At 36.6% G+C, this 25,325-nt stretch carries 22 protein-coding genes, 3 tRNA genes, 1 rRNA gene and 1 other annotated feature; of the genes, 5 read left to right on the top strand and 21 right to left on the bottom strand.

The window, feature by feature from the left end; translation table 11 throughout:
• A partial coding sequence (locus DVW83_RS12670) for an Ltp family lipoprotein (RefSeq protein ID WP_174784286.1) occupies positions 1-85 on the top strand: 85 nt, incomplete at its 5' end.
• A 61-nt stretch (positions 86-146) separates the two neighbouring features.
• A complete protein-coding gene (locus tag DVW83_RS12675; RefSeq protein WP_137239446.1) occupies positions 147-1,499 on the top strand; it encodes a recombinase family protein in 1,353 nt (450 codons plus the stop codon).
• On the opposite strand, the gene radC is transcribed toward DVW83_RS12675, so the two are convergent.
• From radC to DVW83_RS12690, 3 genes are read right to left on the bottom strand one after another with little or no spacing between them, the layout of a single operon-like run.
• Positions 1,394-2,065 (bottom strand): RadC family protein, encoded by a 672-nt coding sequence (gene radC, locus DVW83_RS12680; RefSeq protein WP_137239448.1) that lies wholly within the window; start codon positions 2,063-2,065, stop codon positions 1,394-1,396. The two genes, DVW83_RS12675 and radC, sit on opposite strands and share 106 nt — an antisense overlap.
• A 57-nt stretch (positions 2,066-2,122) precedes the next feature.
• A complete protein-coding gene (locus tag DVW83_RS12685) occupies positions 2,123-2,779 on the bottom strand; it encodes an HAD family hydrolase (protein ID WP_104661818.1) in 657 nt (218 codons plus the stop codon).
• Entirely contained in the window at positions 2,769-4,082 is a 1,314-nt protein-coding gene (locus DVW83_RS12690; protein ID WP_104661819.1) for a bifunctional folylpolyglutamate synthase/dihydrofolate synthase, read from the bottom strand. The genes DVW83_RS12685 and DVW83_RS12690 overlap by 11 nt, the downstream gene beginning before the upstream one ends.
• Positions 4,083-4,269: 187 nt before the next feature.
• On the opposite strand from DVW83_RS12690, the gene DVW83_RS12695 reads away from it, so the two are divergent.
• Complete coding sequence (locus DVW83_RS12695) at positions 4,270-5,679, top strand: helix-turn-helix domain-containing protein (protein ID WP_104661820.1); 1,410 nt, start codon at positions 4,270-4,272, stop codon at positions 5,677-5,679.
• A gap of 265 nt (positions 5,680-5,944) precedes the next feature.
• Here DVW83_RS12695 and DVW83_RS12700 read toward each other — a convergent pair whose 3' ends face one another.
• From DVW83_RS12700 to DVW83_RS12735, 8 genes are all read right to left on the bottom strand, one after another.
• Entirely contained in the window at positions 5,945-8,590 is a 2,646-nt protein-coding gene (locus DVW83_RS12700) for a valine--tRNA ligase (protein ID WP_104661821.1), read from the bottom strand.
• 47 nt (positions 8,591-8,637) lie between these two features.
• Positions 8,638-8,858: a binding site (T-box leader), on the bottom strand.
• A 300-nt stretch (positions 8,859-9,158) separates the two neighbouring features.
• Entirely contained in the window at positions 9,159-9,806 is a 648-nt protein-coding gene (locus tag DVW83_RS12705) for a redox-sensing transcriptional repressor Rex (protein ID WP_104661822.1), read from the bottom strand.
• A gap of 365 nt (positions 9,807-10,171) precedes the next feature.
• Positions 10,172-11,383 (bottom strand): tRNA uracil 4-sulfurtransferase ThiI, encoded by a 1,212-nt coding sequence (thiI, locus tag DVW83_RS12710; RefSeq protein ID WP_137239450.1) that lies wholly within the window; start codon positions 11,381-11,383, stop codon positions 10,172-10,174.
• Between the two features lie 18 nt (positions 11,384-11,401).
• Positions 11,402-12,544, bottom strand: a complete 1,143-nt coding sequence (locus DVW83_RS12715) for a cysteine desulfurase family protein (protein WP_104661437.1) — start codon at positions 12,542-12,544, stop codon at positions 11,402-11,404.
• 155 nt (positions 12,545-12,699) lie between these two features.
• Positions 12,700-14,421: a septation ring formation regulator EzrA gene (locus tag DVW83_RS12720; protein ID WP_104661436.1), complete on the bottom strand. Its 1,722-nt coding sequence runs from the start codon at positions 14,419-14,421 to the stop codon at positions 12,700-12,702.
• A gap of 223 nt (positions 14,422-14,644) precedes the next feature.
• Entirely contained in the window at positions 14,645-15,169 is a 525-nt protein-coding gene (locus DVW83_RS12725) for an HAD family hydrolase (RefSeq protein ID WP_137239452.1), read from the bottom strand.
• 28 nt (positions 15,170-15,197) lie between these two features.
• Complete coding sequence (locus DVW83_RS12730; protein WP_104661434.1) at positions 15,198-16,037, bottom strand: Cof-type HAD-IIB family hydrolase; 840 nt, start codon at positions 16,035-16,037, stop codon at positions 15,198-15,200.
• A 14-nt stretch (positions 16,038-16,051) separates the two neighbouring features.
• Entirely contained in the window at positions 16,052-16,885 is an 834-nt protein-coding gene (locus DVW83_RS12735) for a DUF72 domain-containing protein (protein WP_104661433.1), read from the bottom strand.
• A 162-nt stretch (positions 16,886-17,047) separates the two neighbouring features.
• Here DVW83_RS12735 and DVW83_RS12740 point away from each other — a divergent pair, with 162 nt between their 5' ends.
• On the top strand, positions 17,048-18,016 hold the full coding sequence (locus tag DVW83_RS12740; RefSeq protein ID WP_104661432.1) for an asparaginase: 969 nt from the start codon (positions 17,048-17,050) through the stop codon (positions 18,014-18,016).
• Between the two features lie 82 nt (positions 18,017-18,098).
• Here the strand turns inward: DVW83_RS12740 and DVW83_RS12745 are convergent, their stop codons facing one another.
• The 7 genes from DVW83_RS12745 to DVW83_RS12775 form a co-directional block, all read right to left on the bottom strand.
• The gene (locus tag DVW83_RS12745) at positions 18,099-18,842 is read right to left on the bottom strand and encodes an acyl-ACP thioesterase domain-containing protein (protein ID WP_104661431.1); all 744 of its coding nucleotides are present in this window, start codon (positions 18,840-18,842) and stop codon (positions 18,099-18,101) included.
• Positions 18,843-18,857: 15 nt separating this feature from the next.
• The gene (locus DVW83_RS12750; protein ID WP_104661430.1) at positions 18,858-19,688 is read right to left on the bottom strand and encodes a fructosamine kinase family protein; all 831 of its coding nucleotides are present in this window, start codon (positions 19,686-19,688) and stop codon (positions 18,858-18,860) included.
• Between the two features lie 228 nt (positions 19,689-19,916).
• Positions 19,917-21,245, bottom strand: a complete 1,329-nt coding sequence (locus DVW83_RS12755; RefSeq protein WP_104661429.1) for an aminopeptidase C — start codon at positions 21,243-21,245, stop codon at positions 19,917-19,919.
• A gap of 648 nt (positions 21,246-21,893) precedes the next feature.
• Entirely contained in the window at positions 21,894-22,667 is a 774-nt protein-coding gene (locus DVW83_RS12760; protein WP_137239454.1) for an alpha/beta hydrolase, read from the bottom strand.
• A 13-nt stretch (positions 22,668-22,680) separates the two neighbouring features.
• Positions 22,681-23,052: a hypothetical protein gene (locus DVW83_RS12765; protein WP_104661427.1), complete on the bottom strand. Its 372-nt coding sequence runs from the start codon at positions 23,050-23,052 to the stop codon at positions 22,681-22,683.
• A gap of 9 nt (positions 23,053-23,061) precedes the next feature.
• Positions 23,062-23,682, bottom strand: coding sequence for a hydrolase (locus DVW83_RS12770; RefSeq protein WP_104661426.1), 621 nt, complete (start codon positions 23,680-23,682; stop codon positions 23,062-23,064).
• A 247-nt stretch (positions 23,683-23,929) separates the two neighbouring features.
• Positions 23,930-24,003, bottom strand: a tRNA-Asn gene (locus DVW83_RS12775).
• Positions 24,004-24,215: 212 nt separating this feature from the next.
• Here DVW83_RS12775 and DVW83_RS12780 point away from each other — a divergent pair.
• Positions 24,216-24,288: transfer RNA gene (locus DVW83_RS12780), tRNA-Thr, on the top strand.
• Between the two features lie 307 nt (positions 24,289-24,595).
• On the opposite strand, the gene DVW83_RS12785 is transcribed toward DVW83_RS12780, so the two are convergent.
• From DVW83_RS12785 to rrf, 3 genes are all read right to left on the bottom strand, one after another.
• Positions 24,596-24,946, bottom strand: coding sequence for an iron-sulfur cluster biosynthesis family protein (locus tag DVW83_RS12785; RefSeq protein ID WP_005880598.1), 351 nt, complete (start codon positions 24,944-24,946; stop codon positions 24,596-24,598).
• A gap of 219 nt (positions 24,947-25,165) precedes the next feature.
• Positions 25,166-25,239 (bottom strand) — tRNA-Asn (locus tag DVW83_RS12790).
• Between the two features lie 9 nt (positions 25,240-25,248).
• Positions 25,249-25,325, bottom strand: a 5S ribosomal RNA gene (gene rrf, locus DVW83_RS16155); the annotation flags it as partial.

Consider the following 25,325-nt stretch of genomic DNA (forward strand, 5'->3'; position numbering starts at 1 on the left):
AATTAGAGATCAATTAACTTCTGATGCTGGAGAAAAATTTACTCCAGAAGAAGCTAACTATGCAATACAACATTTAAATGATTAAAGAAAAGCCTTCGGGCTTTTCTTTTACAACTAATAAGAACATACATTCGAAAGGAGATAACATGAAACGAGTAGCATTATATATGAGAGTATCAACTGAACAACAAGCCAAACATGGAGATAGTCTTAGAGAACAAAAAGAAACCCTCTATGAATATATCGAACAACACAAGGATTTGAAAGTAGTTAATGAATATGTAGACGGTGGTATTTCTGGTCAAAAAATAAATCGCGATGAATTTCAAAAACTATTACAAGATGTAAAAGAAAATAAAATAGATATAATTTTATTTACAAAATTAGATAGATGGTTTAGAAATCTACGACATTATTTAAACACTCAAGAAATTTTAGAAAAACACAATGTTTCTTGGAATGCTGTTTCACAACAATATTATGATACAACTACAGCGTACGGCAGAACTTTCATTGCACAAGTAATGAGTTTTGCTGAATTGGAAGCCCAAATTGATTCGGAACGCATCAAAGCTGTTATGGCAAATAAAATTATACAAGGTGAAGTAGTAAGCGGGAAAACTCCGTTAGGCTACTCTATAGAAAATAAGAAATTAGTAATAAATGATGATGCTCCTATCGTGATAGATATATTCAACTACTTTCTTTCTAGTGGTAGTTTAAGAAAAACTGTTTATTATTTAGGCTCTCAGTATGGAATCGTTAGAGATTATCAAAGTGTTAAAAATATGTTGACGAACAAAAAATACATTGGTGAATTAAGAAATAATAAAAATTACTGTCCTCCTATTATTGATAAAAAACTTTTTTATGCTGTTCAAAAAGCATTACCTAAAAATTTAAAAACAAATGCAAAACGCGATTACATTTTTAAAGGTTTATTAAAATGTTCTGACTGTCAGGGATCAGTAGCTGGTCAAACTATTAAAGCAAGATATAAGAAAAAAGACGGTACAGAATCTATATACGAAAGGACTTGTTATAGATGTGTAAAACGAAGAAATAATAAATTACGTTGCACAAATAAGCACGCTTTTTACGAAAAAAATTTAGAACGTTATATTTTTGAAGCTACTAAACAAAAATTTGAACAAATACAAATAAACTATTCAAAAAAACAACCAAAGATTATTAAAAAGAAAAATAGTAAGAAAAATATTGAGAATAAATTAGATAGATTGAAGAAAGCCTACTTGAATGAAGTTATAGACTTAGAGGAATACAAAAAAGATCGAGAAGCTTTAATGAAAGAATTAAATGAAATTGAAGTAGAGCCAGCTAAAATAGATATAAAAAATGTCGAGTTTATTCTATCAAAAGAATTCGATGAAATTTATACAGAATCTTCGAAAGAAGAAAAAAATGCATTATGGCGTTCAATTATCGATGACATAATAGTATTTCCAGATGGCAATATAACAGCAAATTTCCTTATATAATTTATGTGTACTAACTTATATATTCCAGATGGGTGATTATGCACAAGAATCAGTCTAGCTGCAGAATAACGAACAGCGTAATGAAAAATTTCTCTTGGATGCGCAATGGTCTGATTCAAGGAACCGATGAACAGCGTTTTTTTCAATATGACTTGGTTCTTCGTATCTAAATAGATACAGACTAAGTGTTCTTGCTGATAATCTTTCATCTCTAAGATCAATTGTTTTGCTAATTCAACACTTGCACGGATCTTAGGATTGACCTGTACCTGTTCAGCATGAAACCGAGTACCTAGTTCGATCAGTGCTTTTATTTCAAGAGCTTTTACTTGTCCGATCCCTCTTACTTTTTCTAGTTCAGAAAGCGTAGCTTGTCGCAAGAGAGCCAATCCGCCAAATGCTTTTAATAGATGTCCTGTTACTTCTAAAACATTAAAAGGATGTTGACCCGTGCGCAGTAAAATCGCTAGTAATTCTTGGTCAGACAATGATTTTTCTCCATATATCAGCATTCTTTCTCTAGGTAGTGAAGTCATTGGTACCGTGCGCATCAAATTTTTCTCCATAAAAAACCCCCTTTTTCTCTTCACACAATAAGATACGAAAAAAAGGGGCAATTTTTTTTATTTTTTCATCATTTGAGGTACTTCATGTAAGGAAGATAAAACAGCTACTGTTTTTTGTCTTAGTTCTTCGGATGGAAGCAACAGGTCAGGAACCATGATGACAGGTATATTCGCTTGTGCAGAAGCTAGTATGCCGTTTTGTGAATCTTCCAGAATAAGTGTTTCATGCTTTTTCGTGCCTAAGTATTCATTTGCCACTAAGAAGATTTCTGGATCTGGTTTTGCTCGTTGGACATTTTCAGCCGAAATGATTGTTTCAAAATACCCAGTCAACTGATTTTTTTCAAGAAGCAACTGAATGATTTTCCGTTGATTACTTGAGGCAACAACTTTTGGTATTTTATGTTCTTCCAAAAAATCCAATAGTTCCATCACACCAGGTTTCAGTGCCACCTCTCCCTGTGAAAATCGTTGGATAGTTTCATTATATGCTTCTTTTATAAATCGTTGGACAGTATCTTTCCCAAAGTCAGCAAAAATACGGTGATAGTTTGCCCAAACTTCTTCATCAGACACGCCTAAGAATTTCAAGTGGAGTTCTTTATCATAAGGAAATCCAAAGCGATCAGCCACTACCTGTGTTGCTTCGTAATAAACGATCTCAGTATCAAACAGCAAGCCATCCATATCAAAAATCACTGATTTATAATTCATCATTTCCTCCTAATTGTAATAATAGATTTCGTACATCTGAAATAAAGTAAAGCGAACCAGTCACAACTAAAGCATCTTCATCTGTCATTTTTTCTAATATCTCTGCTAATCCAAATTGCCATAATGAAACGATTGATACTTTGTCATCCACTAAATCTGAAACATTACTCAACTCGATTGCTTTTGGATGTTCAAAAGTTGTTAAGTAAATATGGATATTAGGGACCTTCTTCAATTGTTCGATCATACTTTCCACATTCTTCGTTCTTAATGCAGAAAAAAGCACATTGATATGGTATTCTTTGAATTCTTTTTTTAAATTTTGCACCAATCGTTTAATAGCGTGTGCATTATGGGCACCATCTAAAACTACTAAGGGTTCATTATTCAATTTTTCCATGCGACCAGGCCAATGGGCACGTTTTAGTCCTTTGATGATTTCTTTTTCACGAAATGGGATTTTTTCTTTCAAACAGTAAATTTGATATAATTCGATAGCCATTCCTGCATTTTCTACTTGATGCTGCCCGATCATTGAGGTCGTCAGACGTGTCATCTTGCCATGGTCGTTAATAAATGTAAATTGTTCGCCCCAACTTTCTGCAGGATGTTTGTATTCCACATGATACGCATCATCATAGGCAAAAAGAGGGGCATTTCTAAGCTTTGCCTGTTTTTTGATTACTTCTAACGCGCGTTTCTCTATATTCCCAGTTACAACAGGTATCCCTTGTTTGATGATCCCTGCTTTTTGTGCAGCAATTTCTTCAATCGTTTCGCCCAAGATATCCGTATGGTCCAAGCCAATTGTAGTAATACCCGTAAGCATTGGTACAGCCACATTTGTCGAATCAAACAATCCACCTAACCCGACTTCTATGATCGCTACATCCACTTCTTTATTTAAAAAATAATCAAATGCCATGGCTGTCAATGTTTCGAACTCAGTGATCCCAGAAACAGCTTCAAAACGATCTAACTGTTCCACTAATGGCTGATATTTATTTACTAATCCGATCAGATCTTGGTCAGGAATACCTTGTCCATTGATCGAAATTCTTTCATTGAATGATTCAATATATGGGGAAGTAAAGGTTCCTACAGTCAAACCAGCCTCTTCTAATAAGCATCTAAGATAAGTGACTGTTGACCCTTTCCCATTCGTTCCTGCTATATGGATTGTTTTGACTTTTTTTTCTGGATGACCGACCACCTCTAGTAATGACTCCACTCGATCTAAACCAGGTCTTGATCCAAAAGGTAAACGACTATGGATCCAAGCAATTGCCTCTTCGATTTTCATTAACGATTCCCCCATTCTTTTTTATTATAACAAAAAGAATACTGATTAACAGAAAAAGGAAACAGTCTTAAAAAAGAATCGCCGAGTTCAAAAAATTTGAGATTTGTAAAAAACAAGTGTAAGCCATACGTGTATTCTTGTTAGAATCAATAATTATATAGACAAACCAAATAGAGAGGAAGAAACAATGCATACTTTATTATCTAAAAAAGAGAGTGCTCAGCTCATCATCCTAGAAGTTTTGTTGGAAAAACAAAAAATTTCGCTCGATGATCTAGCTAAAGTGAGCCTTATCTCTAAACAAACTTTATGCAACTACTTAGATGAACTTCTTATCAAGCTTCCTTTTTTACAGATCAAAAAGAAAAATAACGAAATCCGCTTATTGAAAAACACAATTATCAGCTACCCTGTTATTTATTCTTATTTTTATACTTGTTCCGACCATTTTGCATTTTTAGAATACCTATTTTTTCATCCTTTCACTCAGACAAATAAACTGATTGATCAGCTACACCTGAATCCCTCGAAGTATCGCCGTATCAAAAAACAAACCATTTGCTTTTTGGAGAAAGAGAATATTTTTCTTTCCAATTCACCACTGTACTTTCATGGAGATTTTTATCATTTAGCACATTTTTTTACTACTTTCTTATACGAAAAATACCCTTCACTGACTAGTTTGATTCCAGCTAGAGAACGAAAAGTAATCAAAGAAATTACCGACAGCCTCTCGAAACAGATACCGGAGGAGCTACATATCGAACTATATATATGGGTGATGATCAAGCTAAGTATGCATTATCCACGTTGCTTGACTGATTTATCCAACCAAGAAATGGATTGTTCAAAAATCTTAGTCAATCAAAAACGTTTTGAGCAAACGTTTAAAATTCCTTATACAGTTTTTATCCACAACCTTTTTGTCCGTTGCTATACAGATTTAAATCAGCCTATATTGCCAACAGAAAAAAGAGAGTTCAAAAAGGAATTACTCCATTTGAGAAAGAAAATGTATCAGATTTTTCAAGCTCAATCTGATTCTTTTTTACCTCATACTGTTGATTTGATCATTCATTTTTTGAATGGTAGGACTGATTTATTAAATTCGTTCAAAAAACGTTTTGTCTTAGATTTTTTTATGCAGAACGGTTGTTTTTGTTCAAGTATTTCTGAACAATTGAAACAAGCATTTCTCATTTTTAAAAACAAAATAGCAAATGATGATTTATTTTTTGAATTGATCTATTATCTGATTGTGCATGATACTACACTCGTACAACTATTCATCCAGCACCAACAAGCTAAACGAATTGCCGTTGCCTGTACTTTTGGAAACCCGCATAATCTCATGCTTGCTGGTTATTTGAATCAATGGTTTGGTTCTCGCTTCTCTTTTGAAGCAATTACTTTTGATAATATGGTGAATCTAGAACGACAAGTAGAAACTTATGACTTTTTCCTCACAAATCTGGCAATCGTCAATCACCCAAAATGTATTTCATGTGACAGCTTTCTAAACAACCATGACTTGAATTACTTGGTGCACTTATTTAGCCACTCCATATTTCAAGATTGGTTAAAAGAATTTCGATGATCTTTTTTATATTCTACTTTAATTAAGACCTATAAAAAATGCGTAAAGAGCCTCCTAAAAGTTAGTTTCTGTACTAACCAATTAGGAGGCTCTTGTCTTTTTGTTGCTTATTCAAATGAATAATAAAGTTGATTTTGAAATGATTAGCCATCGATTATAGAATCTACTGGATATAGTTGAACTAGCTGCAAATTCCATAAGGGTTACCTCAACATTTTTTGCTAATCTTTGCCAAAAATAAGCATTTATCGGTTTTGATGCCTACTTATTGGATCGTTCGTAAACTTTGGATTCTTTCTTTTACAGCAGCTTGTTTTTCCAAGTAATCTTTTTCTTTGGCACGCTCTTCTTCAACGACCTCTTCAGGTGCATTGGAAACAAATCGTTCATTTCCTAGTTTGCCTTGGACACGTTTGACTTCGCTCGTCCATTTAGCTAATTCTTTTTCCAAACGGTTGATTTCTTCCTCAATATTGATCAGTCCTGCCAATGGTAAGAAGATTTCTGCCCCGGTCAAAACAGCAGACATCGCTAGATCTGGTGCAACGATATCACTAGAGATCGTCAATTCTTCTGGATTACAGAAACGTTCAATATAACTTGTATTCTCTGCCAAGAATTGATCGATTTTTGGATCATTTGTTTTGATCAACAAAGTAATTGGTTTAGATAATGGCGTATTGACTTCTGAACGAATATTTCGCACGGAACGAATCAATTCTTTCAATACTTCCATTCCCTTAGAAGCTGTTTCATCATCAAATTCTGGATGAACAACTGGATAGTCAGCAATGACTAATGAGCTTCCTTGATGTGGGATATGTTGCCAGATTTCTTCTGTAACGAATGGCATGATTGGATGCAATAGTCGCAAAATCTGGTCTAACGTATGCACTAAGATGCTTTTAGTTGTTTGTTTCGAAACTGCGTCATCTCCATACAAGATTTCTTTACTCATTTCAATGTACCAGTCACAAAAATCATCCCAGATGAAGTTGTACAATTGACGCCCTGCTTCACCAAATTCAAAATGATCGAACAAATCTGTTACTTTAGCCACTGTTTCATTCAGACGAGTTAAGATCCAACGATCAGCCACCGTCTTTTCACCAGTTAGATCAATATCTTCTACAGTCATGCCTTCGATATTCATGATGACGAAACGAGAAGCATTCCAAATTTTATTAATGAAGTTCCATGAAGCATCCATTTTTTCATAACTAAAACGAACATCTTGACCAGGTGCTGACCCATTTGACAAGAACCAACGTAAGGCATCTGCACCATATTTTTCGATTACTTCCATCGGATCGATCCCATTACCTAGAGATTTACTCATCTTACGCCCTTGTTCATCACGGATCAGTCCGTGGATCAACACATTCTCAAATGGACGACGATCGGTAAATTCTAAACTTTGGAAAATCATTCGGCTAACCCAGAAGAAGATGATGTCATACCCAGTAACTAATGTACTTGTTGGGAAATAACGTTGGTAATCTTCACTCGTTTCGTCTGGCCATCCCATAGTCGAAAAAGGCCATAAAGCAGAGCTGAACCACGTATCTAAAACATCTGGATCTTGTTGCCAATTCTCGCTATCTGCTGGTGCTTCCATCCCAACATACATTTCACCAGTTTCTTTATGGTACCATGCTGGAATTTGGTGTCCCCACCATAATTGACGAGAGATGACCCAATCATGAACATTTTCCATCCAACGTAAAAACGTCTGGTTGAAACGTGGTGGGAAAAATTCTACAGCATCTTCTGTTTCTTGATTTTTCATCGCTTTTTCAGCTAAAGGTGCCATTTTAACGAACCATTGTGTTGATAGACGTGGTTCCACAACTACGCCTGTACGTTCTGAATGACCAACACTATGGATCATTTTCTCGATTTTGATCAGACGACCGATTTCTTTTAGATCAGAGACGATTGCTTTACGTGCTTCAAAACGATCCATTCCTTGATACTTACCAGCTAGTTCATTCATCGTACCGTCTTCATTCATGACGTTGATCCGTGGCAGATCATGACGATCACCTACCTCAAAGTCATTCGGATCATGGGCAGGTGTGATTTTTACGACCCCTGTTCCAAATTCCATATCTACGTATTCATCCGCAACAATCGGGATTTCTTTATTTACTAAAGGTAAAATAACCTTTTTACCAATCAGTTCTTGGTATCGTTCATCCTCTGGGTGAACGGCGATCGCAGTATCTCCAAGCATCGTTTCTGGACGAGTCGTAGCAATCTCAACCACACCAGAACCATCAGCAAGTTCATAACTCATGTGGTAAAACGCACCTTCGATATCTTTATGGATAACTTCGATATCTGATAAAGCAGTACGTGCTTGTGGGTCCCAGTTGATGATGTATTCACCACGATAGATCAAATCTTTTTCATAAAGAGACACAAATACTTTACGTACAGCTTCTGATAACCCGTCATCTAGAGTAAAGCGTTCGCGGCTATAATCTAAAGATAAGCCCATTTTTGCCCATTGTTCACGAATATGGCTTGCGTATTCTTCTTTCCATTCCCAGACTTGTTCAACAAATTTTTCACGTCCTAGATCATAACGAGAAATACCTTGCTGACGAAGTTTTTCTTCTACTTTTGCCTGTGTGGCAATTCCTGCATGGTCCATTCCTGGTAACCAAAGAGTATCATAACCTTGCATGCGTTTTTGGCGAATCAGCATGTCTTGCAAGGTCGTATCCCACGCATGTCCTAAGTGAAGTTTCCCAGTTACGTTTGGTGGCGGGATCACGATTGAATAAGGTTTTGCTTTCTTGTCGCCACTTGGTTTGAACAAATCTTGGTCCAACCAGTTTTGATAACGGCCAGCTTCAACTTCTTGCGGATTGTATTTTGTTGATAAATTTTTTTCTTCCGTCATACTGATTTCCTCCTTAAAAATAAAAAAAGTCCTAAAATACTTTCGTATTTTAGGACGTATTGATTTACGCGGTACCACCTAATTTGTAATAGTTTCTCCTATTACCTCTCCATGTGAGTTAACGATCACGACCCGTTTATCCCTACTAAAAGATTCAAGATAAAAACTCCCAAGCTACCTTCACCAGCTGCTACTAAGAACGTTCCACCCATTCGTTCTCTCTCTAAAAGTACCTAAACCAGCTACTCCTCTTGTTCAACATTATGCTTCATTTTACAATGGTTAGAAATTAAAGTCAATAAAAGGTCGTGAGCAAAACGTTTAGATTTGAGCAGTAGCGATGAAAAAGAGAAAACAGCTCCCCATGTTTTTTTCAGAGCTAGTATTGAAAATCTGCTTTACGAACGCCGTCTATCAGGTCGTAGAAAGCCTTTAATTTGAGCAGTAGTGATGAAAAAGAGAAAACAGTTTCTCATATTTTTATACTAGTGGTAAAAGTTATTTGTGGACATCACAGATAGGACTTTAAGATAGCGCTTTATTTTTATTGAATAAAGCAACGCGTCTGTTAGGCAAATACTTCTGAATATTTTTCATCAAAATAGATAAGTGTTTGCAATTCTGTCGTTAAATCAATGTATTGGATATTTACGTGTTCGGGAACTTTTACTCGATCTGGCGCAAAATTCAAAATTGCTGATACTCCGCCCTGAACAATTTTATCAATTGCAGATTGTGAATATTTGCTTGGCACCGTCGATATTGCGACTGCCACGTTTTTTTCTTTTGCTATTTCCGTAAAACGATCGATTGGATAAATCATTTCCCCATCGATCACTTTTCCAACAATGTCTGGATCATTATCAAACACACAGACAATATTCAAATTTTCATTTCTTCTAAAATTATTGTGTTTCAATGCTTTACCAAGATTTCCGTATCCTACCAAAGCAATCCGTTTTTCCTCATCTGTATTTAAAATACGATCAAATACCTCTATAAGATAAGGGACATCGTACCCATAACCACTGCGCCCTAATTCTCCTAAATACGAAAAATCTCTGCGGATCGTTGCAGAGGGTACTTGCGTGATTTTACTGAATTCATTTGATTTGATACGGCCAACGCCAGAATCATTAAGCATATTCAAATAACGCAAGTACAAAGGCAGTCTTTTAGCTGTCGCTTTTGGCAACGTTTCTGATTTTTCTCCCATAGTCAAAGCTCCTTGTTAATTTATTCACATACTCAGTTTAGCATTTATTCGCTGTGTGGGCAACATTTGTAAAAAAATAAACGATCTCTTCCTTATGCTACGACTAAATAAACAGAAAGAATGTGGAAAAAATCTAAAAAATCAGGTTTGCTGCAGATTCTAATTCCCAATAAACGTCGTCCAAAAGTCAGGTTTTTCAGAAATTTCAAAAAAACGAGCAATACAAAAAACGTATTGTTCGTTTTTCTCTCCGATTTCTCAAACCTAAACGACTTTTGTCTCAACCTCATTCTAAAATCAAATTTTACTTATTGAAGACTGATTGCTTTTTTACTTGTGATTATTCTTCGCCTATTAGCTTCTCACTATAGTAAATCAGAAAATTCTTCAGCTGCTTTTTCTGTCGTTTCTGTATGGATCGTTTCGATTTTCAACCCAGCTAATGCTCGCTCGATCATTTCATCGACTGCTAAACGTTCTTCATACTGATGGACTTTATCCAAACGAGGACGTGTTTTAGGTTGTGGTGGTGCAAAAATCGTACAGCAATCTTCAAATGGTTGGATAGATAATTCAAATGTATCGATACGTTCAGCCACTTCGATGATCTCTAGTTTGTCCATAGTTGCTACTGGACGAATGATCGGTGTATTCGTGACTTCATTGATTGCTACCATACTCTGCAAAGTTTGAGACGCTACTTGGCCAAGTGATTCGCCATTCAGGATAATCAAACCTTGGCGAATGCGTCGGACTTCATCTGTTAAACGCAACATCATCCTACGCGTAATCGTCATCCAATAACCTTGTGGTACACTTCTCTTGATTTCTTCTTGGATCTCCGTAAAAGGTACTTCAATAAAAACGATTTTTCCAACATATGGAGTCAGTTTTCCAGTTAGATCTTTTGCTTTTTGTAAAGCTTGCTCACTTGTGTATGGTGGACTAGCAAAGTGGACAGCCTCGATTTCCACGCCACGTTTCATCGCAAAGTAACCAGCAACTGGAGAGTCAATACCACCTGAAAGCATCAGCATCCCTTTTCCACTTGTTCCTACTGGTAACCCACCTGCACCTTTGATGGTCTCATAAGATAAATAGGCGCCATCACGGCGTATCTCTACACGTAAGGGAATATCTGGTTTACGCATTTGTACTTGGATATCTGGAAAAATATCAAAGACAGCATTTCCTAGAGTTTGATTCAATTCGTTACTTGTCAATACAAAGTCATGATCACTACGTTTTGCAATGATTTTAAATGTTTCGTTGCCTGTGTAGATTTCCTTCATGATTTCTTGAACAGCTGCTTTTAGTTGTTCCACATCTTTTTCGATCCGGATACTCGGTGAAAAATTTTGGATACCAAAAATCTTTGCTAATTTAGGAATAACTAATTCACTATCCGCACCATTCAATAATAAGTGCATTCGATCTCGGTCAGCATGGATCTTGATTTCTGGAAAATCGCCAAGGGCTTGACGTACATTTTGTGCTAATTGCATGATAAAACTTTTTCGGTTTTTCCCTTTTGTTGACAGTTCACCATAGCGGACCATGATTTCACTATATTTCACAAAAACACTCCTCAAGAATTAATTGATTGTTGAAAACTTTTTATATAATTGTTTGAATATGATCATAAATTGTTCAACTTCTGCCATCGAATTACTTTCGTCTAAACTGATACGTACTGCTGAAGTCGCTAAATCGTTTGGAACATGCATGGCATGCAACGTACTACTTGCCATATGTTTGCGGGAAGAACAAGCACTAGTTGTTGAAATGAAGATCTGTTTTTCTTCTAACGCGTGTACCAGTACTTCTCCACGGATGCCTTTTAACGAAAAGCATAGAATATGCGGCGCGTAATCTTCTCCTTCGGAATAGATCGTGACCTTTTCATATGTTCCTAGAGCATCAATCAATGCATGCTTTAAATTTTTTGTGTGATCTGGCTTTTGTGCTTTGATATCTAAAGCAAGTCTCAATGCTTTAGACATTGCAACGATAGCTGGTACATTCTCTGTGCCGCTTCGCTGATTTTTTTCTTGGCCACCTCCGGTTAAAAGCGGTGCTAAACGTCGACCTTTTTTCCAATAAATAAAGCCGATTCCTCGTGGTCCATGAAATTTATGTGCGGAGAAAGTGGCAAAATCAACACGGTCTGTCAACCAAGTGGAAAGTGGTACTTTACCGATTGCTTGCACTGCATCCACATGAAAATGGATCTTAGGATGATCTTTCAGTAATTCGCTGATCTCCATGATAGGCTGAATAGAACCCACTTCATTATTGACAGCCATGATGGAAATCAGTACAGTCTCTTTGCGGATCAATTTCTTTAATTCTTCTACAATCACAAAACCTTTTTTATCAACTGGAGCCACACTAACCTCTACTCCTAAAGATTTTAACTGTTCAGCAGTCTCGCTTACTGCTGGATGTTCGATTCCTGAAATGATCATATGATTTCCATACTCACACTTTTCAATCATTGTTCCTTTAAGTACCCAGTTATCTCCTTCTGTTCCGCCAGAAGTAAAATAGATTTCATCGGGTGTTACTTCAATCAACTCAGCAATTTGTTTTCTTGCTTGCTGTAATAAACGATTGGCTTGATTACCTAAATCATGTAAACTTGACGGATTCCCAATTATCCGCTGACTTGTTTTTACGTAGGCATCTAAACTTTGCGGAAAGATTGGGGTTGTTGCACTATTATCAAAATATATCATAAGAAACCCCTCTTTTTTGAAATTCTCATCTATTATAACGGTTGTCTTATCTGCTTTCAAGGGTGGGATGAGATTTCATTTTTTTAAAACTTACTAAAAAAGCAACATCAGCTTATCCGCTGACGTTGCTTTCATTGTTTATTCGTTGATTCTGATTAGACTAGATCAGGATGATTGAAATAAAAATCTTCAATTCGTTTAAATGCACCAGGTTCAACACGTTCCAATGCTGTACCGATCTCATCTAGGGCTTCTTGATAATGGTATTCTTTATTAAACATAAAGTAGCTCTTATCAATTGCTTCTTTGACTTCTTCATGAGTATGGCGGTAACGGTTGGCATATTGCAACATTTGTTCAGTTAGCGCAGCAGCATCGACTAAATCATGTGTCTTTTTATCTAGTAATTCTAAGTCTTCTTCACATAAAGCAACTAAACGATTGACCTCTTCCATGTTCACTCTGATTTTATTCAGTACCACACTTAGTTCTTCAATACGTTCTGTCGCCACAAAGAAAAATTCTAGATAATCATTTGGTAAGCCAGGTAAACGTTGTTTTTCAACAAAGCGTTTCAGACTACGCAATTTAAATTCAAATGTATCAATTTTTTCTTGCGCTTCTTTTTCACCTTTTCTTAGTTCATATAAAGAGTCGTCGATTTCTACTTGTTGGTTTTCAATATCTTCTAAGATTTTGAAAACTTTTTTGTAGAATGTACGTACTTCAGAATAAGGGACCGTGTGTTGTTGGATCTGTGGTTTCATTTGCTCATTTTGTCGTTCAATTTCTTCCACTTCTGTTTGGAATCCTCTTACTCGGCCGATCTCATTATGATTTAGTGCATAACTTTGCGCAGTATGATCTAACTCAATCAGTAGCTGACGATTATTTTTTGTCGCATGTTTGATGTATTGTTCGATCGTTGCTTGGTTTGTTGCCACATAATTCCGGGCATCCATCTCACGTTCTAAAATATCATATAATGCGTCGATCATATTCGCAGTTTCGCGGTTTTCGAATTCTACCGTTTCCACTTCGGTCTTTTCAAGGGTCGCTAATGAACCTTGGATCCGATTACGTACTTTATCAATTTCTCCAACAAGGTCTTCTTCTGGAAAAACATACTGTTCCTGCATTAGTTTTTCGTAAGTATCATCAATTTCTTCAAGTTGCTCTGGGAAAGTAGTAGCCAGATCTTCATATAGTGGTGGGATTTTTTTCATCAAAGCATCCACCTCATACGTATGTTTTTCTGCTTTATCCAGAACTTCTCGCGCTTCTACGGGATCACCAGAGGTATTCAATGTGACGAATTGAGTAAACTCACTTTCGATCATTTTGACTTGCTTTTGCAACTCTGGGAATGCTGGACCGTATGATTGCTCATCTTCTTTGATCGTTTCCTTCAATTCTTCGTAGATATCAAGCGCTTGTTGGACAGCTAATGAATTACGTTCTTCTGTTTCACGAAGTTCTTTTAATCCTTCACGGATCTCAGATACTTCTTTTTCCATTTGATTCATCATATTCTCTGCTTCAACAACAGCTTTTTTACCCTTTAAGAATCGGAAACTTTCATTTAGATTCTCAACTTCAAAAATTTGACTTTCTAACTCAGCAAATGAGGAAGTAGATATGTCATTCCATTTTTGACTCCACTCACGAAAGGTATTTTGGCTTTGCCCAACCAGATGCATTTTTTTGACATCATCGACTTCTTCAATCACAGGCAAGTCAAATAATTCTTCCTTGCGCTTTTCTAAGGCATCCAATCGATCTTGGTTTTTTTTCTTCATCAAGTAACTAACCAAAAAGACGACAATGGCGACTATAATGATTGCAATGACGATCCCGATGATTACATTATTTCCCATTTAAGGTTCCTCCGTTTTCAATATGCATCTATTTTTTATGCTCAGACGAACATCCGCTTCGCATAAAACGAATAAATACGTCTTTCGTGCAAAAGACATCTACCGTAAATTATAACATACTATTTTCAAGCATTCACTAACTTAAGAGAAAATCTTTATTCAGTCATTCGTTTTTTTACGAACAAAAAGCAGGATATCTTTTAATTGTTTTCACAGCTATCCACTAACTTTTCTTTTTCACTTGCTCGATCTGCCGTTGAATCTCTTTTGCTATCTTTGGCTCTGGTGCATAATTTTGTTCCCAATCTGCAGGTTTTAGCACTTTGTTCGTCACTGGGTGATAATGTGGTTGACCATCAGGAAATAATTTTCCCATATTTGCTTGATGAACGATATCAAATATATTGGTTGGATCTACTCCTAATAATGAAAAAGAACCATACGTAAAGTATAAGATATCTGTTAATGCATCGACTTGTTCGATCAACGGTTCTTTTCCCCAATTCGTTTTTGTATACATTTTTCTTTCTGCTTTATCTAATGCATCGTGTAGTTCATTGACAGCTTGATGTAATTTTTGGTGATCATTTTCAGCAGTAGCTGCCACCATCTCTACCAATTCTTCAATTTTAAATCCTGCACGGTAGCTCGCTTCTTTACTTGTAAAAGCTGTAGGAGATTCTGGTGATCGTGGATCAAAGATCCGATGAAAATCCTCTACTTTTTGAAATGGTGTTTCTTCCGTCATGATTCTTCTCTTCCTTTTATCTTCATTTTCAATAAATTAGTCCAAAGTGCTTGAGCCCTTCATATATGCCATTTTTTTCGTTTGTTTTGGTCACGAAATCGGCTGCAGCTTTTACTTCATCCTGTGCATTTCCCATCGCAACACCAATCCCTACACCTTTCAACATATCGATATCGTTATAATGATCGCCAAACGCCATGATCTCAGACATCTCAATTCCTTTTTCTTTTGCAAATGTTTTGATACCAGAAAGCTTTGAGCCACCTTTTGGAATGATATCGACTGTATAAGCATTTGAACGTTGGAACGAACACTCAGGGAAATACTTTTCTAGTTTTGCCTGTTCTGACTCTTGACTCAATAAAATACATTGATAGATCGGTTCGTTCAAGATTTCTAGTGTTTCATATCTTTTTTTCTGGCGGTGTGGACTAAATAGTTGCAGCCCTTTCTTCATCAATCGAACAGGAAATTTCTTAGGTAAAAAACTAACGATGCGCTTGATCAGCAAGGATTGTCCTAATAGCATCGTCGTCGAACCTGCTAGCTGATACCGCCCTCCAAAAATAATTTGTCGATGATTCTTATCTGCAAATCGTACGATCTTCTTTAATGTGGATTGATCGAATGGTTGATCCACTATCGTACGATCTGCTGTAAATACTAATTGTCCATTGTAAACAACATACATATCTAACTCTAATTCATCAATGATTTCTTTAATCCTTATCGGACTACGACCAGTCGCTACGCCGCATAATATACCGTTCTTTCGAGCATAATTGATTGCTTTTTTTGTTGACTCTAGTGCTTTAGACTGGTTGTTGACCAAGGTACCATCAATATCAAAAAAAATCGCTTTGATCATCTAATGCCCCTTTTCTAAAATAAATCCATTTGTTTTGGATTCAATCCTTGTGGTTTTATCTTCAATATTTTTTGTAGAGCCAATGCATTTTCCGCCGCATCGCCACCTGAATTATTATTAAAAATAATGCCGATGTCCTTCGTCTGTTGCTCAACTGATCGAATAGCAGAAGCTAATTCGATCAATTCTTCTTCAGAATAACGATAAAGCGTACGCTTTTTTCGCCAATCTTTGTCATTCGCTTGCCAACCTTGACTATTTCTTCCGTGAAACCGAAAAAGTGTGAACTGAGCGTTGGTTACATAAGGATCGAATGGCACAGTAGTTTGAAGTAATTGCGGTTCATCAATGATTGCTAATGAAAAATCAGCGCGTGTCATAAAACTTCTGGTACGTTCAACTAATGCTTGACTATACCAAGAATAATCACGTAGTTCGATAGCAATGGGGTAGCCATTGAACCACTTTCTAAGTTTACGCAGATACTGGACACTTTCTTTGGTACACTTGAACGACGCCGGAAACTGTACCAAAAAACAAAATAACTTTCCACTGTCATACATCGGTTGCATGGTGTCTAAAAATTTCTCTACCATTTCTTCTTCTGTTTGGTAATATTCCTGCCAATCGCTTTGTCCACTGATTCCTTGATAAACTTTTACGACAAAACGGAAACTTTCTGGTACTTCTTCGACCCACTTCTCAACTGAAGTTTTCCGTGGAATACCATAATAAGCGGTATCTAATTCCACTAAAGGCAAGAAACCTGCATACTCATAAAGTGTATTATTTTTCTTACCTGTTAATTTATCATGTTCTTTGAACGAAGTTAGTCCAATACGTATCATTTCAAGCCATCCTTCTTCTAAGTTTCATTCAACGTTCTTATGTATCACTACGTAATAAAGCCTATTGTTCTTAACTTAACACCTTGATAGCAAAACTCTTTTATATAGTATACAATAAGCTTTGAAGCCTATGCAAAATTATTCGTAAGGAAGTCCATAAATATGAAAAAAATACTTATTTTACACACAGGTGGAACCATTGCTATGAAAGAAAACATCTTGACAGGGGGTGTGAGTCCAGATGTTGTTAATCCCTTATTGGATGCAGAAATCACTGTACCAGAAAATGTCGATCTCGTGATGGAAGATATTTTTAATCTTCCTTCGCCGCATATCATGCCAAAACACATGCTGATCTTAAAGAAACGGATCATGGAAGCCATTGATTCAGATATTAGGGGTGTTGTCATTACCCACGGAACAGATACTTTGGAGGAAACAGCCTTTTTCTTGGATACGACAATCGGAGACCAGATTCCTATCGTGGTCACAGGAGCCATGCGGTCTAGTAATGAACTTGGAAGTGATGGTCTGTATAACTTCGAAAGTGCCATACGCGTAGCAAGTTGCGATGAAGCAATTGGAAAAGGAGTCTTAGTGGTCATGAACGACGAAATCCATTCTGCTCGCTATGTCACAAAGACTCATACAACCAACGTGGCTACTTTTAGAACACCGACTTTAGGACCCATCGGTTTAGTGACCAAACACCGGATTTTATTCATGCAAGAATTGTTAGACTCTACACGACTCGATATTTCTTCGGTCAATGGAACGATCCCTATCGTTAAAGCCTATGCTGGCATGCAGGGGGATCTTTTAGAAGCACTTGCTCATGCTAAAGTAGATGGCTTAGTGATCGAAGCTTTAGGCGCTGGTAACTTGCCACCTCAAGCACTGACGGCATTGAAAAAATTATTGATACAAAAAATCCCTGTCATCCTTGTTTCACGTTGTTTCAACGGGATTGCAGAACCCGTTTACAACTACGAAGGCGGCGGTAAGGAATTAGCCGATATGGGTGTCATTTTCTGTAACAGCATCAATAGTCAAAAAGCCCGATTAAAGTTACTGATTGCGCTAAATTATGGTTTGAAAGAGCAAAAGTTAGCGGATTTTATCACTAACTAACCACTTTACAGCAAAAACTCTGAAGGATTGTACACAATAAAGTACGTCCTTTCAGAGTTTTTATCCATTAAAAATATAAATATTATGCCTCTTTGTTTCTCCACGTAATATTAGCTTCACAATACACTTGATCTTGCATCCGAATCTCGTGTCTTGTTTGGACACCATCTTCTAGAGCAATCTGTTCATAATGACTTTCGATCTCATTACCGTATTCAACTTCTTTATCAAAACGGATCAATACTTTTTCAGGAATATGCGTAGTTAAAAAATCATAACCTAAAACATCAATGATCCAATTGAAGTACATCGTATTGTTCACATGCTGATTGCTATCGATATCATAAAAACGAACACGATAAGGTAGCATAAAGCCAGCCTCTACTTTTTCAATTTTCTCTTGACGTTTGATCTTCTTGATTTTTTCACTTTCAAATGGTGCAATGATTTCTTCATTTACACTACTCATTTTACGGTTAACAAAATCCATCAATACGAAAACAGATTCGATCTTAACCAGTTCTTCTCCTTGTTCATCATGAATCCAAAAATTACGATAACAAAAGAATTTGTTGTATTCCATTGCCTGAGTAGTTACAGAAATGATTTCGCCAACTTTTGGGAGTCTAGTGATCATGATCGAATAATTCGTGATGACCCAAGTAATTCCAAAACTCTTGACGAAGTCACTTCCTCGGCCTAATGCATCACTTTGATCTTCAGACGTTTTGATTACTACTCCAAGCATTGATGGAAACATCATTGTTTGATTTATATCGCATTCATAATATGAAACTTCATGTTTTTTTGTGTATCTCTTTGCCAAAAAAACACCCTCCTCTTATCTTTTATCGAGTAATTGTTCTACTTGTGAGCCATAGGTTTCTCCAAACATATTTAGATGAGCTAATAAATAATACAACTGATAGACAGATAGGCGTTTTTTCCAGCCCTCTTCCAAAGGATAATTGAATTGATAACTTTCTAAAAATTCTGGACGAAAACCGCCAAATAACTGACTCATTGCAATATCTTGCTCACGATCACCATAAGATACTGCAGGATCAATGAAAACCGGTGTTCCTTGCTGATCAAAGAACACATTACCACTCCACAAGTCTCCATGCAATAGGCTAGGCACAATCTTTTTGTTCGCTAAACTTTCAAGTACATATTGTTTGAAGACTAAAAATTTTTGTTGCCGTACTTGATTCCATCGATTATTTTTTTGTGCCAAAGCAATTTGACTCTCTAATCGGTTTTTGAAAAAAAACGTCCACCAATCTTCCTCAAACGTATTTATTTGGGGCAATATACCTAAATAGTTGTTCTTTCGATAACCGAATTGCGGTGCAGTTACCATATGCAGGTTGGCTAAAGTAGTGGCCAGTTCTTCCTGGCTACCTTCTCCTGGTTCGATCCATTCCATCAACAGGTAGGCGCCATCTTGTATTTCTCCTAGCATGTAAGTTTCTGGTACACGTACATAAGGTGCCAATTCTTTTAATCCAGCTGCTTCAACTTCAAAAAATTCTTTACCGATGTTCGGATGAATTTTTAAAAAATAAGAACATTGACCCTCAATCCGATAGGTTTGATTGACATCACCACCAGTGATTGGGATGATTTTTCCTTCTAACTTGATTTCTGACAAGACCGATCGTACATCCATTTCTACTCCTCCTTACAGGCTTAGGAAAACAGACTTCTGCTTTTATATATTGCTATATGAATTATACCATAGACGATTAGAAAAGAAGGAAATCAGCATGTAGTCAGCTAGTTCTAGAAAAATGATCCACTCAAAGAACACACTCCTTTTTAGCTCTGCTAGAAGGGAACCCACTAAAAAAGGAGAAGGAATCTACATTTTTCCCTCTCCTGTTGAATCTATTGGAATTTAAGCTAGTGCGCCCATTGGATCCCATGGAGCCAAGACAGTTGGTTCTTCATTAAATGCAGCTAGTTGTTCTTTTGTCAATAAATCTTTACGAACGACGATTTGATAAGTGTATTCGTCCATCCATTCATCACTCATCACAAAGAAACCATTCGTTCCGACTTTTTCACCCCAGCTATTTTCAACTTTCCATTTTGTTGATTGTCCATCAACAATGTCGACCCCTGTCAATACCATCGCATGAGTCATTAAACTTTCTCCATAATCAAGTCTTTCTGCTTTTGTCATTGTAAAATCAATATCAAATAGGTCATCCATGCTATAAACATCTAATGCCATGATTCCACTATCTCTTGTAGAAGATTGACCCACATCACAACCAAACCAAACTGACTCTCCTTGTTCCAATTGACGGATCGCCAATTTTTTTAATGTTTCCATATCAACGTTCAAGTATTTTACTTCTGTTCCGTCAACGACATTTCCTAACATTTCAACTGTGTAAGAGCGATCAAATGGTTTGTCTTTGGTAGGTGCATTGATGATACTTACATAGTCTTCCAATTTTACACCGATGTATTTGTCATAGAATGTTTGTGGTGTAAGATTTTGGTCGATGTGGTAATTTTTGTCTTCATCACGGTACTCAAAATCGAATTCTTTTGGAGGTGTACCTAAAGAAGTTGCCAAGAAATTATAGACATCTTCTAGCATTTTTTCTTTTTTAGCTTGAATCGTTTCTTTTATTTCTCCATCAGCAATCATTTTGCGCAAAGCAACAGCATCTTTACGTAATATCTTATTTAGATAATTATTCAATTCACGAGAATTAGAGCTATTTGCACTCTCTGGCATCACTGATTTAGGAACAACGCCATATTTTTGGAATAGCGAAACGATCATATCCCATTGTCCGCCATCTTGCTGAGGTGTAGTAAGTAAAAAGGCAACTTTTCGACTATCCAGTGCTTCTTTTCCAGTAGCAATGATATTTTCATAGAAATAGTTTGCTTTTTCATATTTATCCCAGAAAAATGTGTAGTTTTGAGATAATTCAAAATCTTTTAAATTGAACTGATTCAATAATTTATGACGGAATGTATTTAATGCTGCAAACATCCAGCAGCGTCCTGATTGCTTTTGATTCGCAACTTTTCCTGTTGCTAGATCAATAGAAAATACAGGTGTATTTGTCACATGTGCAGAAACATTCTCTGCAGAAGCAGTGATTCCGTTTTTTACCACAGCTCTTTGTAATGCTTGTTTCTTGTTGCTTGCTTGAAACTGTTGTTCAAATTTTTTCGTCATATCCGAAGTAATAGCTTTCATCCAATCATCCTTCCAATCCAAAATGTACTTATCATTCTACTCTTAAGTTCTTTGAATTACAATGTCCTCTCAACTCATTTCCTTCAAAGAATTTTCATTCATCGGCACAAAGAATACTACTGTGAACAAAGAGGTCGAGACAAAAGTGTTTCTTACTTTTGTCCTACGCTATTTTTTTAGAAATTTCCGAAAAACCAGACCTTTGGACGCCGTTTATTCGGAGTCTGTAGCAAAACCGACTTTTAGATTTATCCCACATTCCCTTATTACAAAAGTATTCTTTAACACAGGACCATGCTCATAGATATGTAGCAGAAGTCATATGACTAGAACGTTGTACACCCTTTTCTACTTCCTAAAATGGACCATTTGGCTGATAACTATACTGCAATCCAGACTAAATGAGCGATAGTCTATTATTTTACCGTAAGGAGTTAGTTTATGAAGCTAGATTTTCATTAACATAGTAACGCTATTTTTCTATTGTGATTACTTTACATTTCCGTTTGAGTTCAGAAAAAAGCTGAGAAAAAATATTTATCCTTCATCAGCTTTCTTACTGGATCATCTTTAAAACTTTTTATGACTTGAATTCATTCCTCGTATTCAATCAATTCAGCAATTTTCCTGGTTCAATTTAGTCCGATTTCAACCTAAGTATTCCTGTAAAAAATTCAGCGTATTCGCAAAAACTTCATCGGCATAACCCTCTCCATGTTGGCTACCAGCGATAAGTTTGCTTTCACTAGGAACCTTTTGTTCAGCTAAGCTTTGTTGTAATTTGTACACACCGCTCAACGGTACCAATTCTTCTAAAGAATTGGCCAAAAAGATCGGCCCACTCTCAGCTGAAACCCGCTGCAACGGATCTGCTTGCTGTAGCAAAACTTGATCCTGACCGACATAATTTAATATAAACCACTTATAAAAATCGTCGTTGGTTCCCCCTTGATCGATCTGACGACTTTCCTGTTGATCAAAATTGGGGTTTTGGTTCATTTCAGCTACGACATCTGGATGTTTTGCCACCCAATCCGCTAAATCAATAATCTCTGACCAAGAAGCCGCAGCAATTCCCTTTTGTAAAGCCAGTTCGATTGCTAAATTACCGCCGGCAGAAGATCCTAAAGCGGCAATTTTTCCCTTTTCCACTGGCAAATCACTTGCTAGCAACCAATCATAAACCTTCAACACATCGTTCAAGGCAGCTGGATAAAGATAGTTGGGTGCCAAACGATAATTAGGAGCGATAACCAAATAACCAATTGTCCCCAACTGTTCAGCTAAGGCTGATTCTTTTTGCTTATCTCCTCGAAACCATCCACCACCGTGAATCAGAATAATCGTTCCTTTGGTCACGTTGGGTTGATACACGTCGCATGCCAGTTGATTTTCCATATCATAAATCATTTCTTGGACCATCTTGGATCTCCTCCTAAATCAAATCATTTTCAGCAGTCACTGGAGGCTGTTGTTGCCTGATTCTTTCTAAAACGTCTCTCAAGTGATTTTTCGCATGTTCATATTCCGACATTTGTTTACCAAATTGTTGGTTGAACACTGGCAAACCACCTTCTGCAAAAGCATACTCAAACTGATAAACTGCTTGATACGCTTGCGTAAATTCGGATAATAATGACCCTTCGTTAGCTAGTTGTAGCGCCAGTTGGATGACCCTAAAATCGGTATATGCGATTTCAAATTGAATCGCCCAGATTCGAATGAAGTCATGTTGATTTTTGATATGCAGAAAATGGTGCTCAGTTGTTTCTTGTAGATTTTTGATAGAACCAATCACATCAAGCATTCTCCCACCTCACTGTAATTTCAAGAAAATTCCTTTGTCTTGCATTGCTTTAACAAAAACTGGTACAGTTTTTCCTCGATTCCAATCACGTTGCATCTCACAAGCCAGTTGGGCAAACGTCGTCAATTTCGCACCCGCCTGCTCCACACGGCGCAAAGCAGTTTCATGGGCAATCACGTTTGTGCCACCAACTGCATCCACCACCGGATACACTTCATAACCAGCTTGCAAAGTATCCAAGGTTGGAAAAGTTAAACAAGCTTCCGTCCATAATGCGGCAATAATCAATTTTTTTCGGCCAGTCGCTTCAACGGCAGCTTTAAACTCTGCATCCTCCCAAGCATTGATTGACGTACGATCATAGCTAGGTAAATCAGCTAACACATTCTTTAATTGGGGAATCGTTTCCTGATTGCGACCAGTTGCCACATTGACTGTCGAAAGGATGATCGGCACTTGATACTCTTTCAGCAGATTCGTTACGGCTGTTACATTTTCAATTAATTGATGGCGGTCCATGGAGTTGATGGAATTGACTTGAGTTGGTTGATAATCGATCAACAGAAACACTGAATTTTCCGGAGATAATAATTCATCTTGCGCAGCATCACGTGGTTTTAAACTTGTTATAAAGCATTCGACCTTTCATTTTTGATACCTATAATCTATAATCTACTCTTTTTCTGAATTTTCTAACAGTAAAAGCACTCGGTAAAAGAGTACTCTTTTTAGATCACCTTAAACAAACACTTTTTCGTTCACCATTTTTAGCAAAAAAATAGGCTCAGGGAATTCCTCCAATGAACCGTTTTTATCTATGGAAATATTATTTTTTCTCTATAAAAAAAAGCCACAGTCAACGACTGTGGTCAAATTACTCCGGCAGTAGGACTCGAACCTACGACATCATGATTAACAGTCATGCGCTACTACCAACTGAGCTATGCCGGAATCAAGTACATGTATATAATAGCAAGTTACGATAAATAACGCAATACTTTTTTTGAAAATTTCTATTATTTTTTTATGGAAAAAATTTTTTAAAATACGTTATTTAAAAACAGTATTTTGCCCCTTATTTCCAAACATAAAATAGCTGTTTTCTCTAATTAAATATTGACAAATCCACCTATATTAGTTATCCTAATATCTGTAAGATTTTTGCCGCTTTAGCTCAGCTGGTAGAGCGCTTCCATGGTAAGGAAGAGGTCGCCGGTTCAAACCCGGCAAGTGGCTTATCTGTACAGCGTAACATGTTGTTTTATCAGCTTGTTCACGCTGTTTTTTTGTTGTTCTCTGCTAAAAAAATTACAAATCTTTTTTTATTTTATTTCTCTTTATTTTCATTCTATCCACTTGTAGATTTAGTGACTAGCTGCATGAAGAAAATTTTTTCACTGCTTGCTGTTTCTCACCAATCTCAAGATATTATTTCCTGACTTAAGATTTAGTGGATGGGTTTTACGTTCGATCATTTGTTTTATATTCTAAAAAAGCTAGAATATCGTCAGGACTTTTATCCAATATTCTAACTTTTTATCTATTATGGTCGCAGATCAACTAATTGTACATGACTATCTAATGTTCCACTTGGACTCTCAAGTTTAAATACACCTAATCGCGGATCAAGTGTCAGAGTCATTGCTTCATCCATATACATCTTTGAATAGTCTTTGATATAGACTTCACCTATATCACTATCTACGGTGAGCGGATAATCATTTTTTTCTTGTTTCTTATCTAAAAGGAGTAAACGGAAACTAGTATCCAATGAGCAAACACCCATCTTTGAATATTTTCCTACACCATCATCCAAATCAAGGATGATCGTGGCACCCTCATCAGTATACTTCTGTAGTCTTTCTTGTGCTTTTTCAGAAATTTTTAGATACATCTATCAATTACCTCCTTCAATGTATTACAAGTTGATGCTAGCACATTTAAATTTTTTTAGCGAAAATTCTGCTTTCGTTCCGTTTAGTTACGTTTTTAGGCTCTATATTTTTTGATGTTAGCGAATTTCACCAACTTCATTTGACAGTAAGCTTTTAAAAATTATACTTTCTTGTAATACAAAAAAAGCACAATAGATTACTCTATTGTGCTTTAACTACTCCGGCAGTAGGACTCGAACCTACGACATCATGATTAACAGTCATGCGCTACTACCAACTGAGCTATGCCGGAATATTACCAGCGTGGCGACGTCCTACTCTCACAAGGGGCAACCCCTCACTACAATCGGCGCTAAGAAGCTTAACTTCTGTGTTCGG

This window comes from Enterococcus sp. VV15, from assembly GCF_005236045.1.
Taxonomy (GTDB): Bacteria; Bacillota; Bacilli; order Lactobacillales; family Enterococcaceae; genus Enterococcus_B; species Enterococcus_B durans.